This window comes from Moritella sp. 36, from assembly GCF_018219415.1.
Lineage (GTDB): Bacteria > Pseudomonadota > Gammaproteobacteria > Enterobacterales > Moritellaceae > Moritella.
The window spans coordinates 4,309,074-4,325,879 of record NZ_CP056120.1; the positions used below are offsets into that span (position 1 = coordinate 4,309,074).

18 protein-coding genes are annotated in these 16,806 nt (G+C 39.5%); 4 read left to right on the top strand and 14 right to left on the bottom strand.

Going from position 1 to position 16,806, the window contains the following annotated elements; translation table 11 throughout:
* Positions 1 to 3: 3 nt before the first annotated feature.
* The 12 genes from dinB to HWV03_RS19125 form a co-directional block, all read right to left on the bottom strand.
* Complete coding sequence (gene dinB, locus HWV03_RS19070; RefSeq protein ID WP_211673023.1) at positions 4 to 1,056, bottom strand: DNA polymerase IV; 1,053 nt, start codon at positions 1,054 to 1,056, stop codon at positions 4 to 6.
* Positions 1,057 to 1,263: 207 nt separating this feature from the next.
* The gene (locus HWV03_RS19075; RefSeq protein WP_211673024.1) at positions 1,264 to 2,364 is read right to left on the bottom strand and encodes a hypothetical protein; all 1,101 of its coding nucleotides are present in this window, start codon (positions 2,362 to 2,364) and stop codon (positions 1,264 to 1,266) included.
* Positions 2,365 to 2,796: 432 nt separating this feature from the next.
* On the bottom strand, positions 2,797 to 3,444 hold the full coding sequence (gene ompW, locus HWV03_RS19080) for an outer membrane protein OmpW (RefSeq protein ID WP_211677413.1): 648 nt from the start codon (positions 3,442 to 3,444) through the stop codon (positions 2,797 to 2,799).
* Positions 3,445 to 3,770: 326 nt separating this feature from the next.
* Positions 3,771 to 3,995: a (Na+)-NQR maturation NqrM gene (nqrM, locus tag HWV03_RS19085; protein ID WP_211677415.1), complete on the bottom strand. Its 225-nt coding sequence runs from the start codon at positions 3,993 to 3,995 to the stop codon at positions 3,771 to 3,773.
* Positions 3,996 to 4,003: 8 nt separating this feature from the next.
* A complete protein-coding gene (locus HWV03_RS19090; RefSeq protein WP_211680329.1) occupies positions 4,004 to 5,014 on the bottom strand; it encodes an FAD:protein FMN transferase in 1,011 nt (336 codons plus the stop codon).
* Between the two features lie 24 nt (positions 5,015 to 5,038).
* On the bottom strand, positions 5,039 to 6,259 hold the full coding sequence (gene nqrF, locus HWV03_RS19095; RefSeq protein WP_211677417.1) for an NADH:ubiquinone reductase (Na(+)-transporting) subunit F: 1,221 nt from the start codon (positions 6,257 to 6,259) through the stop codon (positions 5,039 to 5,041).
* Positions 6,260 to 6,307: 48 nt separating this feature from the next.
* Positions 6,308 to 6,916 carry an NADH:ubiquinone reductase (Na(+)-transporting) subunit E gene (gene nqrE, locus HWV03_RS19100; protein ID WP_211677418.1) on the bottom strand — a complete coding sequence of 203 codons (609 nt, stop codon included), beginning with the start codon at positions 6,914 to 6,916 and terminating at the stop codon, positions 6,308 to 6,310.
* Between the two features lie 3 nt (positions 6,917 to 6,919).
* The gene (locus HWV03_RS19105) at positions 6,920 to 7,549 is read right to left on the bottom strand and encodes an NADH:ubiquinone reductase (Na(+)-transporting) subunit D (protein ID WP_211677420.1); all 630 of its coding nucleotides are present in this window, start codon (positions 7,547 to 7,549) and stop codon (positions 6,920 to 6,922) included.
* Positions 7,542 to 8,315 (bottom strand): Na(+)-translocating NADH-quinone reductase subunit C, encoded by a 774-nt coding sequence (locus HWV03_RS19110; protein ID WP_211677422.1) that lies wholly within the window; start codon positions 8,313 to 8,315, stop codon positions 7,542 to 7,544. The genes HWV03_RS19105 and HWV03_RS19110 overlap by 8 nt, the downstream gene beginning before the upstream one ends.
* Entirely contained in the window at positions 8,308 to 9,516 is a 1,209-nt protein-coding gene (locus tag HWV03_RS19115; RefSeq protein ID WP_211677424.1) for an NADH:ubiquinone reductase (Na(+)-transporting) subunit B, read from the bottom strand. The genes HWV03_RS19110 and HWV03_RS19115 overlap by 8 nt, the downstream gene beginning before the upstream one ends.
* Positions 9,517 to 9,518: 2 nt before the next feature.
* Positions 9,519 to 10,859, bottom strand: a complete 1,341-nt coding sequence (locus HWV03_RS19120; protein WP_211677426.1) for a Na(+)-translocating NADH-quinone reductase subunit A — start codon at positions 10,857 to 10,859, stop codon at positions 9,519 to 9,521.
* A gap of 403 nt (positions 10,860 to 11,262) precedes the next feature.
* Positions 11,263 to 11,574, bottom strand: coding sequence for a BolA family protein (locus HWV03_RS19125; RefSeq protein WP_211677429.1), 312 nt, complete (start codon positions 11,572 to 11,574; stop codon positions 11,263 to 11,265).
* Positions 11,575 to 11,648: 74 nt separating this feature from the next.
* Between HWV03_RS19125 and HWV03_RS19130 the strand changes: the two genes are divergently transcribed.
* Together HWV03_RS19130 and HWV03_RS19135 are read left to right on the top strand one after the other, a co-directional pair.
* Positions 11,649 to 12,776 carry a methyltransferase gene (locus HWV03_RS19130; RefSeq protein WP_211677431.1) on the top strand — a complete coding sequence of 376 codons (1,128 nt, stop codon included), beginning with the start codon at positions 11,649 to 11,651 and terminating at the stop codon, positions 12,774 to 12,776.
* A gap of 1 nt (position 12,777) precedes the next feature.
* On the top strand, positions 12,778 to 13,338 hold the full coding sequence (locus HWV03_RS19135) for a YajG family lipoprotein (RefSeq protein ID WP_211677433.1): 561 nt from the start codon (positions 12,778 to 12,780) through the stop codon (positions 13,336 to 13,338).
* A 134-nt stretch (positions 13,339 to 13,472) separates the two neighbouring features.
* Here HWV03_RS19135 and HWV03_RS19140 read toward each other — a convergent pair whose 3' ends face one another.
* The gene (locus tag HWV03_RS19140; RefSeq protein ID WP_370629415.1) at positions 13,473 to 14,051 is read right to left on the bottom strand and encodes a peptidylprolyl isomerase; all 579 of its coding nucleotides are present in this window, start codon (positions 14,049 to 14,051) and stop codon (positions 13,473 to 13,475) included.
* A gap of 279 nt (positions 14,052 to 14,330) precedes the next feature.
* On the opposite strand from HWV03_RS19140, the gene HWV03_RS19145 reads away from it, so the two are divergent.
* Both HWV03_RS19145 and HWV03_RS19150 read left to right on the top strand, forming a co-directional pair.
* The gene (locus HWV03_RS19145; protein WP_211673035.1) at positions 14,331 to 14,672 is read left to right on the top strand and encodes a hypothetical protein; all 342 of its coding nucleotides are present in this window, start codon (positions 14,331 to 14,333) and stop codon (positions 14,670 to 14,672) included.
* A 121-nt stretch (positions 14,673 to 14,793) separates the two neighbouring features.
* Positions 14,794 to 16,182: an AmpG family muropeptide MFS transporter gene (locus HWV03_RS19150; protein WP_255546924.1), complete on the top strand. Its 1,389-nt coding sequence runs from the start codon at positions 14,794 to 14,796 to the stop codon at positions 16,180 to 16,182.
* Between the two features lie 109 nt (positions 16,183 to 16,291).
* On the opposite strand, the gene HWV03_RS19155 is transcribed toward HWV03_RS19150, so the two are convergent.
* Complete coding sequence (locus HWV03_RS19155) at positions 16,292 to 16,774, bottom strand: YajQ family cyclic di-GMP-binding protein (RefSeq protein ID WP_045109042.1); 483 nt, start codon at positions 16,772 to 16,774, stop codon at positions 16,292 to 16,294.
* Positions 16,775 to 16,806: the final 32 nt, after the last annotated feature.

Genomic DNA, 16,806 nt, shown 5'->3' on the forward strand with positions numbered 1-16,806 from the left:
CAGCTAAAACAGTAGGTTATATTGTTCACTGTCGTTGTCTCCGGCAAGGCCGACATATAAACCAATTAAACGAATTCCACGCTGTTCTTGCTTTGTTAATGCTTGGGCAAACAAATCAGTAAAGAGATACTCATCGAGGTTGGTAATACTTTGCTCTGTACTGGTTAGCGTAAAATCATTAAACTTAAGCTTAACGCCTTGCTTAGTGATCCGCATTTCAGGAGAGGCTTTTTCTAGGCGCTGCAACAAGGTTTGATATAGCTGAGGAAATAACACCATGCACTGTTCTAGCGTGACAATATCTTCAGGTAGAGTAATCTCAACCCCCACCGACTTACGATGACGTTCATTACAAACAGGCCGATTATCAATGCCCTGACAGCGTTCCAATAAACTATGGCCTAGCTTTCCAAAACTCTCAATTATGTCTTCGGGTGGGAATTTAAGCACATCAGCGCAAGTATATAAACCAACACGATTAAGCTTTTGCCAAGTGACCTTTCCCACACCAGGGATCTTATTCAGTGGTAAATCTGCGACAAAGGATTTTACTTGTGAAGGCGTAATAACAAAGAGACCATTAGGCTTGTTAATATCGGATGCTACTTTAGCCAAAAATTTAACAGGTGCAACACCTGCAGACGCAGTAAGTGCTAACTCTGACTCAATGCTTTTACGAATATCTTCGGCAATTAACGTGGCACTACCAGAAAATAATTCACAATCCGTGACATCTAAATAAGCTTCATCTAATGATAGCGGTTCTATCAGATCGGTATAGCGAGAAAATATTTCATGGAGCTGGGCTGAGACTTCTTTATATACCTGCATACGTGACGGTACTAATGTTAGATCAGGGCAGAGCTGCATTGCTTTATAAGAGGACATGGCAGAGCGCACCCCATATTGGCGCGCAATATAGTTGCATGTTGCTATCACGCCACGACGATCACTCATGCCACCAATCGCAATAGGAATATCTTTGTAAGCTGGATTATCACGTATTTCTACATTGGCGAAATACGCGTCCATATCGATATGAATTATTTTTCTCATAAGCTTAACGAGTCATAACCAACTAAGTAGCACAGTACAAATAAGAACTGTATAAAAGACCAGTTAATTATAAATAAAATTAATGCAGAGAACAAATAATTAAATAATAAATTGAAGTGAATGAGGGTATATATTGAGCTGATATTTTATAGTTGATATTTATCCTTAATTTGCACATCCATGTACAAATTAAGGTTTTTTATAAAGTTAAATCAAATTTAATTTATCTACAATTGTCAGCCAGCCACCTGGTTCACGCATCAACTTATCCGCTCGACGATGCTCTCCGCCCAGTTTTAACTTGTGACCAGAGAAGTTAATTAATACTCTTTCCTTTTCTATTCTTCCAACTTGGGAAAATAACTCACGTACCATATCCAGAGCTGGAGTCTCTGGCTCATATACTTTCGATGAACTAGCGTTCATTTCATAAAACGCGCGATGATGTAATTTTTGAGCCGTCTCTTCAATATCAAAAGCCATTTTTGATAATCGACTAGCCATTGTCTGCCCATGTATAAAACTAACTGCAGCAGTGGCACCTCCTGCGACACTACCAGGGATAAGATCAGCTACCAGCGCGGCCGACTGCGATTCGAGTTTAAGTTTTTTAGCATCAATAATGACCTTGCAAAGATCACATACTTCACTCAAATGTTGGCCTTTACCTTTATACTGACTAAGTAATTTATTAAGCCTCACAAGATGTGCGATAGTCTTAGCATCAGAACGTCCATGACGAGTTGCACCTAGCACATTCACATGAGTAACAGCACTAAGCATACCACCACTAAACGAAACCGAATCACCGCATATTTTCTTCACCATCCGCTTCTTAAAATATGCGGTAGTCTTAGTATTCGAATATAAAATTGCATCAGCCGGAGAAAGTCGTGGGTTAGCTGTAAGTTGTGTGCCATTTCTGAAGTTTGTTTTCCATTCATAAATATTAGTAAGAGTGTCATGAACTAACATTAGCGGACCTAAAATAGTAGAAGCTGAAGCTTCCAAAGCTCCTCCACCTGTATACGCACTCTCTCCATCCCGAATATGTTTAGCAAGATCATTAAAACCATCTGCTGAATCTCCTATCCAACCAGCTATATCACCACGCCGATCGATAGCTAAGGGCCCTAATGACTTTACACGATCTAAAGCCTTTTGAGCCTTTGTGCTCGGAGGTGGATTCTGATTAGCACTTAATGCTGCAGCATTACTCGTAGCGCTTGTCGCAGTGGCTCCGACGCTCGCAATCCCTGCATTTGCCAGTACTGCATTTCTATTTCTTGCATTTTTTCTACCAAGCATAACTTTATTCTCTAATATGTCGAATTAATGAAAGCCTAAATATCTTCTCGGCATTTATTGACGTTTCACACTCGAAATTGCTTTTATTATTTGTCTTAATCAAACAGAAAATCGTCTGCCGTATTAATTTTACATCTCATCCATCACCGAAAACGCCAGTAATCGCATAGCTCGAGGTAGCAAATTTAGCGATAAGAGTACTAATAGCATACGTTGTCTATTACGGCTTCTGTGTAAGGGATTGTAATCTACGGCTTAAATGACACAGCCGAAACATGCATAATCAAAAACAGAACTGTATAAAAACGGATTAAGACAGGAGGAAATAATTGAACAAGGAAGGTGTAACGATAGGACATTATATTGAGCCACAAACAAAACAAGATGCTGATGCACCTTGTTATATCTAGAGAATTAAAACTGTAAAGCTAATTAAAATACATAACCGACGCTAACCATGTATACCAATGGATCGATGTCTGTTTTGATTTTTTTATCAACACCACCCGCTTTGAAGCTTACATCCGTATTAATATCCGCATACATGACTGAAGCATTTACTAACCACTTATCATTAATTTTATAATCAATACCAGCTTGTGCGGCTAAGCCAACCGAATTACTTAGATCCAAATCAGATAGACCAGCACCAGTCCCCGTGCCATTAAACTCAGTATCAAAGAACACCGTAAAATTAATACCGGCACCAATATAAGGGCGGAACTTAGAGCTCGCATCACCAAAGTAATACTGTCCCAGTAGCGTTGGTGGTAATTGTTTAACTTCAGCAATAACACCGACTCCCTCTAATGCAACCTCATGGGTGAACGGGCTAGCTGCAACCAGTTCAATACCAATATTATCTGTTGCCATATAAGTGAAGTTAAGTCCTAGCTGAGTATTATCACTCACTTTAAATTCACCTGAACCAAGTACATCATCACTTGACTCATTTGGTGCTACAACGATGGCGCCCGCACGAACAATAATATCCCCTTGCTGATGAGCAAAAGCTGGGGCTGCAAGCGTTGCTGATAATAGAGATGCGGTGATTAATCCTGATAATATGTTCTTGTTCATGTAGGCTCCATCAATTCGGGTATGTTTTTCATTTAAAATACAGTTTCATTACACTTGATGTTCTTTTGCATCATTTAATAACAAAACCTTAACTTAGGTATACTTTGCCACATTAAAAAAATACATATTTGATCCATATCAACCACAAGACAAATACCCATTAATAAGTACAAGGATGTGTAAATAATATTGAATTAGATAATCAGCGTCTTTAGGAAGGTATTAGCAAGGAAGTAATATCGATGGTTTAGAGATTTGAATGAAATAATTAGAAGAAAAAGCTATAAAGTGCGTATTGCACTTTATAGCTAGGTGCTTGGCATAAACTAGATGATACGATTCTCGTGTAACATCTTTTGTTTAGCTTCTTCTTTTGCCATTTTAGCTTTACGCTTATCACAAGGATCTGGGCAATCACACGCCTTTTCCATGCCTAAGTTACTAATACCGCCACAGCTACCTGTGATTGATTTCTTTTGCACGATATAACCAATCGACATACCGGCAATAACTAACGCAAACATAACAAATGTCGCAGCAAAATAAGCCATATTAGCCTCTACTTTAAATAAGGTTCGAACTGTTTGGTATACACTTCATTATAACCTGAATCTGACTTTGAGATCATCAATACAGCTAAACCTTGCTGTTTGGCAAACTCAAGACCGTCTTTCTCACCCATCACCATTAGTGCAGTTGCAAGTGCATCAGCTGTCATTGATGAAGTATGGATAACAGTCACAGAAACCAGCTTATGTTTAATCGGTTTACCGCTTATTGGATCAATCGTATGCGCAAAACGCTCACCATTAAGCTCGTAATAATTACGGTAATCACCTGATGTAGCAATTGCATTGTTACCAACAGCAATTACTTCTTGCACACTTTGACCAGCACCTGTCGGTTTCTCAACCGCAACTTGCCAATCAATACCGCGTGCATTCACACCATTAATACGCAGTTCACCGCCCACTTCGACTAGGTAGTTTTCAATCCCTAATGAAGTAAAATATTCAGCAATAACATCGACGCCATAACCTTTAGCAATTGAAGACAAATCAACGTATAAACCGTCAATATCTTTACTTAAAGTTGTTTCTGTCGCAGCTAAATGCTGAATACCAATACGTTGCTTAACAATATCTAACTGTTGCTGTGACGGTATTTGTTCCGGTTTATTATCTGGGCCAAATCCCCACAGATTAACCAAAGGACCAACGGTTACATCTAATGCACCATTCGTCAATTTATTTAAACGAAGAGCTTCTAGCACGACTTTTGCTGTATCACGTGATACTTCAAAACCAGTAACTGCAACGCTTTGATTAAAGCGTGATAACTCTGAATTAGGGCGATAAGTCGACATCTGATCGTTAACTAATTCTAAACGTTTATCAATCTCGACTTGGATATTTTGCTTATCTTGTTCAGACAGTGGGAAACCCACTACTTTCATGTGATAAGTTGTACCCATAGTAGGACCAGAGAAAAGCACTTCTTCTGTACTTTTTTGCTCACTACAACCAAGAATGAAAATGGCTAGCCCCATCAGAGCTAGCCATCGATACATCGATTTGAATTGAATCAAAAACTATTAACCAAAGTCATCGAGTAAGATGTTTTCATCTTCAACACCAAGATCTTTTAGCATACCGATAACAGCAGCATTCATCATTGGTGGACCACACATGTAGTACTCACAATCTTCTGGCGCTTCGTGATTCGCAAGGTAATTCTCAAGGATCACGTTATGGATGAAGCCAGTGTAACCTTCCCAGTTATCTTCTGGTTGTGGATCACTTAATGCAACATGCCATTCAAAGTTTTCGTTTTCTTTAGCAAGCATATCGAAATCTTCTACATAGAACATTTCACGCTTAGAACGAGCACCATACCAGAATGAAACTTTACGGTCTGTATTCAGACGGTTAAGTTGATCGAAGATGTGTGAACGCATAGGCGCCATACCAGCACCACCACCAACAAATACCATTTCATTGTCAGTTTCTTTTGCGAAGAACTCACCAAATGGACCTGAGATAGTTACTTTATCGCCAGCTTTTAAGCTAAAGATGTACGAAGACATCTTACCCGCTGGTAAAGAAAGGTTACGCGGCGGAGGCGTAGCAATACGCACGTTAAGCATAATAATACCTGCTTCTTCTGGCGCGTTAGCCATAGAGTAAGCACGAATTGTCTCTTCATCAACTTTAGATTCAATATCAAAGAAACCAAAGTGTTTCCAGTCACCACGATACTCTTCAGGAATATCATAATCTGAATATTTAACATGGTGAGCAGGCGCTTCAATTTGGATATAACCACCGGCGCGGAAAGGAACCGCTTCACCGTTTGGAATAGCCATTTTAAGCTCTTTAATGAACGTTGCTTTGTTATCGTTAGAGATAACTTCACATTCCCATTTTTTAACACCAAAGATTTCTTCAGGTAGCTCGATGTCCATGTCAACTTTTACGCTAACTTGACATGCTAAACGCTCGCCGTCACGTGCTTCACCTTTAGATATGTGATCAAGTTCAGTTGGTAGAATATCACCACCACCCGATTTCACTTTCACACGACACTGACCACATGTGCCACCGCCACCACAAGCTGAAGAAACGAAAATACCACTACCTGCAAGTGCTCCGAGTAATTTACCACCCGCTCCAGCTACCACTGATTTTTCAGCGTCACCGTTAATACTAATTGTAATATCACCTTCACTTACCAATTTAGACTTAGCAAACAGAATAACTGTTACCAGTGCTAAAACGATAATCGTGAACATGACTACGCCGAGAATGACTTCCATCGACTTATCCTTTGCTCTTGAAACATGCTGACCGAAGCCAGCTGTTTGTTATAACTGAATACCAGAAAATGACATGAAACCTAGCGCCATAAGACCTGCTGTAATAAAGGTAATACCTAAACCACGTAGTCCATCTGGCACATCTGAATATTTCATTTTCTCACGAATACCGGCCATCGCAACGATAGCTAACATCCAACCTAGACCACTACCAAAACCATATACTACTGATTCAGTAAAGTTGTAGTCACGCTGTACCATGAAAGATACACCACCGAAGATTGCACAGTTTACTGTGATCAACGGTAGGAAAATACCCAGTGCGTTATATAGAGCTGGTAAGAACTTGTCTAACACCATCTCTAAGATTTGTACTAGTGCAGCGATTACACCAATGAACGTGATGAAGCCCAAGAAGCTTAAGTCAGCGTCTGGGAAACCAGCCCATGCAAGTGCACCTGGTGCAAGTACGCCACTATAGATAACTTGGTTAACAGGGATTGAAATGGTAAGTACAGCTGTTACTGCAACACCAAGACCGATCGCTGTTGTCACTTTCTTAGATACCGCAAGGAATGTACACATGCCTAAGAAGAATGATAATGCTAAGTTTTCAATAAAAATAGCACGTACGAATAAACTAATATAATGTTCCATTGTTTACCCCTTTGGCTCAACTTGCTCTGGTTTCCACGTACGTAGACCCCAAATCAATAAACCAATGATGAAGAATGCACTTGGCGGAAGTAGTAATAGACCATTTGATTGGTACCAACCACCGTTTTGAATTAGTGGTAAAATTTCAATACCAAACCAAGTACCTGAACCAAAGATTTCACGTACTGTCGCAACAGCAAGTAAGATCGCACCGTAACCTAAACCGTTACCGATACCATCTAAGAAACTTGGAATTGGCTTACTCTTCATTGCGTATGCTTCAGCACGACCCATTACGATACAGTTTGTAATGATAAGACCAACGAATACTGAAAGCTCTTTTGATAACTGGAATGCTACCGCTTTAAGCGTTTGGTCAACAACGATTACCAATGATGCAATGATTGCCATTTGCGCAATAATACGAACACTATTAGGAATAATGTTACGTACTAATGAGATAAAGAAACTTGAAAAGGCCGTTACTAACATTACAGCGATTGTCATTACAAACGCTGTTTCCATCTTAGTTGTTACAGCCAGAGCAGAACAAACACCTAGGATTTGTAATGCAATTGGGTTGTTAGTAACAATAGGGGAAGTAACTACTTCTCTTAAGTCAGACTTAGCCATTGTTTAAGCCTCCGTTTTGCAATTTCTTCAAGAAAGGACCAAAACCGTTTTCACCAATCCAGAACTGGAATGTATTTTCAACACCTTGGCTAGTTAGCGTCGCACCAGATAGACCATCAATACCTGAAGGAGTATTATCTTGACCGCCACCTTTCACTACACGGATTGCAACATCACCATTCGCATTGAATAGTTGTTTGCCTTCCCATTTAGCTGTCCACAGTGGGTTTAACACTTCGCCACCTAGACCCGGAGTTTCACCTTGGTCATAGTACTGAATGCGTTTCACTGTTTTGCCATCTTTGTCGATTGCAACGAATGCATACATAGTTGACCATAGGCCACGACCGTATACAGGCAGAACGTAAGACTCAACGTTACCTTGTGCATCTTTTACAAGATAAACATCAGCAACATTTGAACGTCGTTTGATACCAGCAACATCTTTACCTTTTAGGTCGGTACTTTTCGCTAGATCTTTTACGTTTTTAAGTTGATCAAATGTCGCTGCATTTTCTTCAACATACTCACCCGTACTTAAATCAACAAATTTAGCTTCAACAAATTCAGCGTAAACTTCGCCAACATTCGCATTTGCTTTTAACTTTCCAGCAACAGAAAGTAGGTTAGTTTGCTTGTCTAATGCTTTGTTAGCATTTTGAGCATCACGTAAGCCTACAGCTGCACCAGATACGATGATTGAACATACTAAACACAGCGCCGCAACGATTGTGATAGTTTTCATTGGAGTTTCTTTACTAGCCATTGCGTGCAAGTCTCCGTTTAATGTTAGCTTGAACAACAAAGTGATCAAATAGAGGTGCGAATAAGTTAGCAAATAAGATTGCTAGCATCATACCCTCTGGGAATGCAGGGTTAACTACACGAATCAGTACAACCATTAGGCCGATAAGGATACCGTAAGCCCATTTACCGTTATCAGTAAATGATGCAGATACAGGATCAGTCGCCATGAACATCATACCGAATGCGAAACCACCCAGTACTAAGTGCCAGTAGAATGGTACTTCGAACATTGGATTCGTGTCAGAACCAACCATGTTGAACAGTAAGCTTGTCGCTACCATACCAACCATTACACCAGCAACAATTCTCCACGATGCGATACGAGCAAACAATAAAACACCGCCGCCTAATAGGATTAGTAATGTAGATACTTCACCCGTAGAACCTTGCATGTTACCAATGAATGCATCCGCCCAAGTCAGTGAACTTGTTAAACCTTCAAGACCGCCAGCAGCTGCAGAGCTTAGCGCTGTAGCACCAGAGAAACCATCAACAGCAGTCCAAACAGCATCACCTGAAATGTCAGATGGGTATGCGAAGAATAAGAACGCACGACCTGCTAATGCAGGGTTTAAGAAGTTCTTACCTGTACCACCGAATACTTCTTTCGCGATTACAACACCGAAAGTAATACCGATAGCCGCTTGCCATAATGGAATATTAGCAGGCAGGATAAGTGCAAATAGGATAGATGTTACGAAGAAACCTTCATTTACTTCATGCTTACGCACTGCTGCAAATAAAACTTCCCAGAAACCGCCCACTATAAACACTGTCGCGTAAATAGGGAGGAAATAAACTGCACCGTACACCATGTTTGCAAAGATGCCAGCACCCTCACCCATAGTAACGCCAAGCGCACTCAGTAGCGCAACATGCCAATCATCAAATGCAATACCAGCACCTGTTGCGATAGCCGTATTTGCTTGAGCACCAATGTTGTACATACCCCAGAAAATCATTGGGAAAGTACACATCCACACCATAATCATGATACGTTTTAAATCGATGTTATCACGTACGTGTGTTTTACCTTTTGTCACAAAGCCAGGTGTAAATAGGCCTGTTGCAATTGCTTCATACAGGGCAAACCACTTCTCGTGTTTACCACCTGGTTCGAAGTGATGTTCAATCCCTTCGATATAATTCTTAAGACCCATGCTTAACCTTCCTTCTCAATTGTCGTTAGACAATCACGTAGAATTGGACCAAAGTCGTACTTACCAGGGCAAGAGAAAGTACATAACGCTAAATCTTCTTCGTCTAATTCAAGACAACCTAACGTAACCGCTTCATCTGTATCACCCGTTATTAATGAACGCAGTAACATAGTTGGTAAGATATCTAATGGCATAACGCGCTCATAGTTACCAATAGGCATCATTGCACGATCACTACCACCAGTGGTTGTAGTAAAGTTGAATTGACGTGCGCGGTTGAATGCAGAAGTAAATACGTTAGCGATAGAGAATTTGTTGCTACCAGGTTTCATGTACCCGATAAACTCTTTCTCACGGCCTTCAGTTAATACACTGATTTGGCTGTGGTAACGGCCAAGATAAGCATGTACACCTTCAGACTTAACACCAGATAATACAGAGCCTGAAATAATGCGATTTTCACCAGCATTAAGTTCACTTGCAGTTAATTCTGTAATTGATGCGCCTAGACGAGTGCTAATTAAACGTGGTTTTTTCACAGCAGGGCCTGCGAGTGAAATAACACGGTCAGTATGTAGTTCACCAGTAGTGAATAACTTACCAAAAGCGATAACATCCTGATAGCCAATAGACCAAACAGTACGGTTCGTACCAGCTGATTCTAATAAATGGATATGTGTACCAGCAAGACCAGCAGGATGAGGGCCAGAAAATACTTGCTCTTCAACATTTGATGCTGTTGATTTAGGTAATGTACCTTCCGCTTTACAAACGTAAACTTTACCGCTTGTTAAGTGTGAAATAACATTTAAACCATCAACAAATGCATCGCTGTTTTGATTGATAATTAATGCAGCATCTGCAGCTAATGGATTAGTATCCATTGCTGTAACGAAAATTGCTGATGCATTACTGTCAATTGCAGGAACACGACTAAATGGACGAGTGCGTAATGCAGTCCATAAGCCTGAGTCTACAAGATTGTTAACCACTACATCGCGGTCAAGATTAGCAATTTCAGTTGATTTGAACTGAGCGAATTTCTCACTCTCGTTACCGTCAACGTCAATAACTACCGATTGTAAGACCCGCTTAGCGCCACGGTTAACTTCAGCAATTGTTCCTGCAGCGAAGGCTGTATATTTTACGCCCGGTGTCTTTTTGTCTTCAAAAATAACCTGACCTTTCTTAACACGATCACCAACTTTAATACTCATCGTTGGGCGCATTCCAATATACTCTTCACCTAGAACAGCAACTCGTTTGATAGCAGGGCCATCATGAATCACTTGCTCAGGTTTACCTGCGATAGGTAGATCCAGTCCTTTTTTTATCGTAATCATACTCACATGCACTACTTTTTTTAGGAAGATAAAGAACACTTTTATCAACAAAAAACGGCACGCCTAAAACAACCCACAAGTAGGTACTCACAAGGCGGTACGTCTTAGTTAACAAAAAATTTTGGCTTATTCTAGCACTAATTTAATATGATTGCTCGCACTTCATCATGTAACGAGTACTTATAAAGCAAACTTATCAAAGCGTAAATAAAAGATTAAAAACAAAAGCTTAAATCATATAGAAATGCATAAATCAGTTAATAAAGTAAAAAAAAATATTTTATTAATCTCATTTTAGTCATATTTAATGATAGATCGAACAATTGAAAAAACAGCGTCTAAAATTAACATGAACTCACAGTGTGTAACATGTAATTAATCATTTATTTAAATTTACGGATAATTAGCCTAAACAATCTGGAGACTCGGGCATTTTTTGATCTTGATCATTTTTTTTAGCCCATTGTTCAGGGGTATAGGCATGAATTGATAATGCGTGAATCCCCGCTTCAAATTGAGCAACCAACGCACTGTTAACCATACGATGACGTGCAATCAACATTTTCCCTTCAAATTCCGTCGCAACGACCACCACCGAAAAATGGATTTCGGTGCCCGGTGGCACATTGTGTTTATGGCTATCACAAACCACCTCTAAATGCTGAATATCAAAGCTTGCCAATAACTGCTGTTTAATATCGTTACCTAATGACATTTAAAAACCTCTTCTTTATATATTTAGTAAAATAACAGTGTAAAATGCACGATCAACCTTAACTGGATCATATTATGAACACTGAACTATCTCTTGAAAGTATCGAATTATCTTTGTACCGCTACCCTAAACGTAGCGTTGAGCAACTGCAAGCTTGGGACTCTGCTGATGAGTATATTCTTAATACTGTTGCAGATTTAACGCTTGCTGAACAATCTTCAATACTCATCTTCAATGATAGTTTTGGTGCATTAACCTGTGCGTATAATCAACACAATATCACGACAGTAAGTGATTCGTGGATCAGCCATGCGGCAATCGCGCAAAATCTAGATGAAAATGAGTTAAGCACAGAACAAGTAAAAGTCCAAGACTGTCTTGCGGCGTTACCGAAAAATATTGATTTAGTATTAATTAAGATCCCACGTACATTATCTTTATTAGAGCATCAACTGGCAATGCTTAGCCATGTTGTTACTCCTAACACAAAGATCATTGCGGGTGCAAAAGCGAAAGATATTCATAATTCTACCTTAGCGTTATTTGAAAAGTACCTCGGCGAAACTAAAACATCATTAGCGAAGAAAAAATCACGTTTGATCTTCTCGACTATCACAGAAACGAAAGCATTAGAGATCCCAGCGCCAGTAACTTGGGATGTAGCGAAAACAAATATCTCTTTATCTAATCATGCCAATGTATTTTCACGTAACAATTTAGATATTGGCGGCAACTTCTTCATGCAGCATTTACCAAAAGGTGAATACCAGCATATTATCGATCTTGGCTGTGGTAACGGTATTATCGGTATTACTGCCGCACGCTTAAACCCACAAGCTAAAATCACTTTTGTCGATGAATCATTCATGGCAATTGCATCAGCGAAAGAAAATGCCGCGGCCAATATCGCCAATCACGAACCGGACATTGAGTTTTTGGTGAATAACTGCCTTTACGATTACGAACCACACAGTGTAGATTTGGTGTTATGTAACCCTCCATTCCACCAAGAAAAAGCCATTACCGATCATATTGCATGGCAAATGTTCAAAGATGCTCACCGCGCATTAGCTTGGGGTGGCGCACTTTATATTGTTGGTAATCGTCATCTTGATTACCATATCAAACTTGACCGCCTATTCGACAATCATGAAGTTGTCGCATCAAATGCCAAGTTCGTTATTATTAAGGCACAAAAATAATATGCTAAAAAAACTGCTGTTAAATATCAGTCTATTACTACTAACCGCCTGTGCGAGTCCCCCTCAGCAAGTTAATATTACGGCTGAGCCAGCGCCATTAACAACGCAATATGCAGGTACTCAGGTTTCGATAACAAGTAAAGACATCCGTGATGCGAATTACTTGATTGCGATCCATAAAGTCGGAGAACCAGCACAGTTGCTTAATAACCAAAGTTCACTGGTTAACCTTACAACGGCGAAACTACAACAGGGATGGGAGCAACAAGGCTTAGTGTTCTCACCACAAGCAGATATCGCGATTAATCTTGAACTGCAAACGGCAAGAATTGATGTTCAGCAAGATAGTTTTGAGCATCAAGCTGAATCAACGCTAATGCTGATCGTATCAATTGATAATAAAGGTCAAACACTGACGAAGCAATTTCGCAGTGCATCAACCTTAACAGGCGCATTTAGCCCATCAATGAGTGACTTAGAAACAAAGTTTTCTCAGCAATTATCGTCGATATTGAACGATGTATTTAATGATCAACAAATCAATGATTATCTAACACGCTAATTGTAATTATTATTTAACTCGCTAATTATAGTGAGCATACAATTGCAAAAGCCTCGCTCGATGACTTATCAGAAGTATCGAGCGAGGCTTTATTTTTCTTACTGTAACCGATTAGAAATAATCGTTAAACTCGACTATTTCAGCATAGTGATGCTTTCAATCACAATGTTAGTTAATGGTACATCACTGTAATACTTCTTTTTACCTGTTGGTTGTTTTGCCATCTGATCAACAACATCCATCCCTTTTGTCACTCGGCCAAATACAGCATAACCCGCTTGCGACGGACTTGAACCCGAGCGATCTAAGAAATTATTGTCTTTTAGATTAATGAAAAACTGCGATGTAGCTGAGTTGGGGTTATTGGTTCGCGCCAGTGACAGTGTGCCACGCTCATTACTCAAGCCATTATTCGCTTCATTAACAACTGGTTTTTTTGTTACCTGCTTTTCAAGGTTTTCATTAAAACCACCCGTTTGAGCCATAAATCCAGGGATCACGCGATGGAAAATAATACCGCTATAAAAATCACTTTTAACATAACTGATAAAGTTAGCCACAGACACGGGGGCCTGTGCTGGATATAGCTCAATCGTAATATCGCCAAGGTTAGTTTTGATTAAAGCTTTAGTTTCTGCCGCGATCGCGGTATTAAACATAAATGTTGAACACAAAATTAAGAGTAATTTTGCAAAAAAGTGATTTATTCGCATGATATAGGTTCCATTCAGTTATAAAAATAAGCGTATGCTTCGCTACTATAGCAGATGTTTGATCTATAAAGGGTCTTTCAACATCTTAGTCATTGACGATCACGCTCATTACATGAATATAAATTTTTTTATTTTTTTAAGTGCAACACTTAAAAAGATTAATCTTTTGAGATGTTTCACACTTTACTCATAAATCAGCATTAAGAATACGCTAATTAATGACAGCCAAACATTTTCGTCTAGGATTAAAATGAGATACTAACAAATGAGGAGATTTGCATGGAAGCGAAAAAGTTCATTGACGATAAATCTGACGTTTTAGCTAACTATCTCGATTTTTTTCTAATGAAAAAACTTAGTTATGCGCAATTAAACCATTTTCTTTGGGAAACATTACGAGAATGGGATGATTTGGATATTTATGACGAGTCGACAAGTAGCTGCAAAGAACAGGTTTTTTGGTTCCTGTTATTTGAGCTAAAAAGCTGGTCAAGCCAACAGATTTTTTCCAACAAAATATTGCGCCAGCAATTACATACAGGTGCTTTATTTCTACAGGGTCAGGGGGTTAAACCATACAACTGTATTGGTATTAGACCTATCACGGAATATTTGGACTAATTTCGCCATCACAATTATAAAACTTAATCGATTAAATTAAATTAAACCAAGCCCAGTCTGTTGTCGGGCTTATTAAATTCATAAAAATACGGTAGTATCAGCAAACACTTACGTTAGATGGATGCTGACATTGCCGACTACTCTTCAAAACTTATCGATTTACCTTAATCCCCGTGTACTTTTTATGGGGTTATTTGGTTTTTCCTCTGGATTACCCATCCTTTTGGTCTTTTCTACATTATCATTTTGGCTACGTGAAGCCGGAGTAGATCGTGCCAGTATTGGTTTCTTTAGCTGGATAGCACTTACCTATGGCTTTAAATGGGCTTGGTCACCTTTGATTGATCAGATCCAGCTGCCTTGGCTGCATAATAAATTGGGTCGACGTCGAAGTTGGCTATTTTTCACGCAAATAATGATCATTGTAATGCTGATGATCATGGCGACTCAAGATCCCCAACAAAGCGTGATCTTATTCATTATCGCTTCACTTGGTTTAGCACTCTTTTCAGCAACCCAAGATATTGTTGTCGATGCCTTTCGAATTGAGAGTGCAGAAACTCGTTTACAAGGTGCCATGGCTGCCACTTACATGACCGGCTATCGTATTGCTATGATTATTGCAGGTGCGGGTTCATTAGCCATTGCTGCATTCTATGATAATAGCGCTGTCTATAACGCTGCTGCTTGGCAGTTCGCTTATGCTTGTATGGCGCTATTTATGTTGTTTGGTGTTGTTGCGACCTTATTTTCTAAAGAACCAATCGCCAAACATAAAATACATCATGTACATAATATTCGCGACTTTCTTATTACTGGGATAGTAAAGCCCCTTACCGACCTATTTCAGCGATACGGTAAAACCTGCTTACTATTACTGGGCATTGTCATCACCTATCGTATTAGTGACATTGTTATGGGGATCATGGCGAACCCATTTTATGTGGATATGGGTTATTCGAAGGCTGAAGTAGCCACAGTCGCAAAAGTCTTTGGGGTGGTAATGACACTGGTTGGTGCCGGAGTTGGTGGGTTGTTGGTCAATGGCTTAGGCTTACTTTCTACTTTATTATTAGGTGGTGTACTTGCTGCGTTGACTAATCTGTTATTTCATTGGATGGCTGGTAGCATGGCGATGTCACAATTAATGACAATGCTTGCGTTAATACTGCCTGAGACTTGGTTGCAAACACAAGACCCAGCCCTGTTGTTATTAACCTTAGTGATCAGTGCAGACAACCTCAGTGCTGGCATAGCAACCTGTGCTTTTGTAGTATTTTTATCGCGACTAACTAATACCCAATTTACCGCCACTCAATATGCACTGTTCTCGTCAATCATGGTATTACTACCTAAGTTTATTGCAGGATTCTCAGGGGTTGTGGTCGATGCGTGGGATTATTCAGCCTTCTTCATCGGTACCGCAGTGTTAGGGATTATTCCAGTGGTCTTTATTGTAATATTAGTTTACATGCAAATGACAAAACGCTTTAAATGGATTGAATCTTAGGCATAAAAAAGCCCAGTGTATATAAATAGACTGGGCTTAACATCTTATATGACATGTATTTATATGAGACGACTTAGAGCAAGTAAATACTCATACAAGTCATGGCATATTAGTCACGGAAGTTATCAAACTGGAACGGCTGACCTAGTTCAGCTGTTTTTACATGCTGCATAACAGCTTGTAAATCATCACGCTTTTTACCTACAACACGTACTTTATCGCCTTGAATAGATACTTGTACTTTAAGCTTGCTGTCTTTAATTGATTTAACAACTTTTTTAGCTACTGCGCCTTCAACGCCTTGTAAAAACTCAACGTCTGCACTGCAGGTTTTACCCGAAAATTCAGTTTTACCTACGCTCATCGCAGAGCTATCTATGTTACGCTTCACTAAAGCACCACGTAAAATATCAGCCATTTGACGAAGTTGCATATCTTCATCTGTGCGCATTTTTACTTTTTCTTTAATCAGCTCAAAGCTTGCGTCAACACCACGAAAATCAAAGCGTGTGCTTAATTCACGGTTTGCATTGTCAGTTGCGTTTTTAACTTCAACCATGTCAACTTCAGAAATAATATCAAATTGAGGCATCTTTATATCCTATCATTTATAATGATGTGATT